A 438-nucleotide genomic window follows, 5' to 3' on the forward strand; every position below is an offset into this window, starting at 1 on the left:
TACTGAGAGCGCCGGCTTCAAGGCCGCCAACGTGATCGGCATCGGCATCAATGGCACTGACGCCATCGGCGAATTGAAGAAAGCCGACAGCGGTTTCTTCGGCTCCATGCTGCCCAGCCCGCATATCGAGGGCTACAACACCGCGCTGGCGATGTACGAGTGGGTCACCACCGGCAAGGAACCGGCCAAATATACCGCCATGGACGAAGTGACCTTGATCACCCGCGCCAATTTCCAGGAAGAACTGACCAAGATCGGCCTGTGGAAATGAGCGGCGCAGCCCTGCGTTTCAATGGCATCGGCAAGGAGTTTCCCGGTGTGAAAGCCCTGGCGCAGATCAGCTTTGAAGCGCGGCCGCATTCGGTGCACGCGCTGATGGGCGAGAACGGCGCAGGCAAGTCGACCCTGCTGAAGATCCTCGGCGGCGCCTACATTCCA

Annotated in this window: 1 protein-coding gene and 1 pseudogene; both read left to right on the forward strand. The window is 60.5% G+C overall.

Translation table 11 applies throughout. The annotated features are described in order from the left end of the window. Positions 1 to 271 (forward strand): annotated as a pseudogene (locus ODQ19_RS28020) (arabinose ABC transporter substrate-binding protein); the annotation flags it as partial. Continuing rightward, on the forward strand, positions 268 to 438 hold a 171-nt coding region (locus tag ODQ19_RS28025; protein WP_116600579.1), incomplete at its 3' end, for an ATP-binding cassette domain-containing protein. The pseudogene ODQ19_RS28020 and the gene ODQ19_RS28025, both read left to right, overlap by 4 nt.

The organism is Pseudomonas sp. AM4(2022), assembly GCF_036346515.1.
Taxonomy (GTDB): Bacteria; Pseudomonadota; Gammaproteobacteria; order Pseudomonadales; family Pseudomonadaceae; genus Aquipseudomonas; species Aquipseudomonas paracarnis.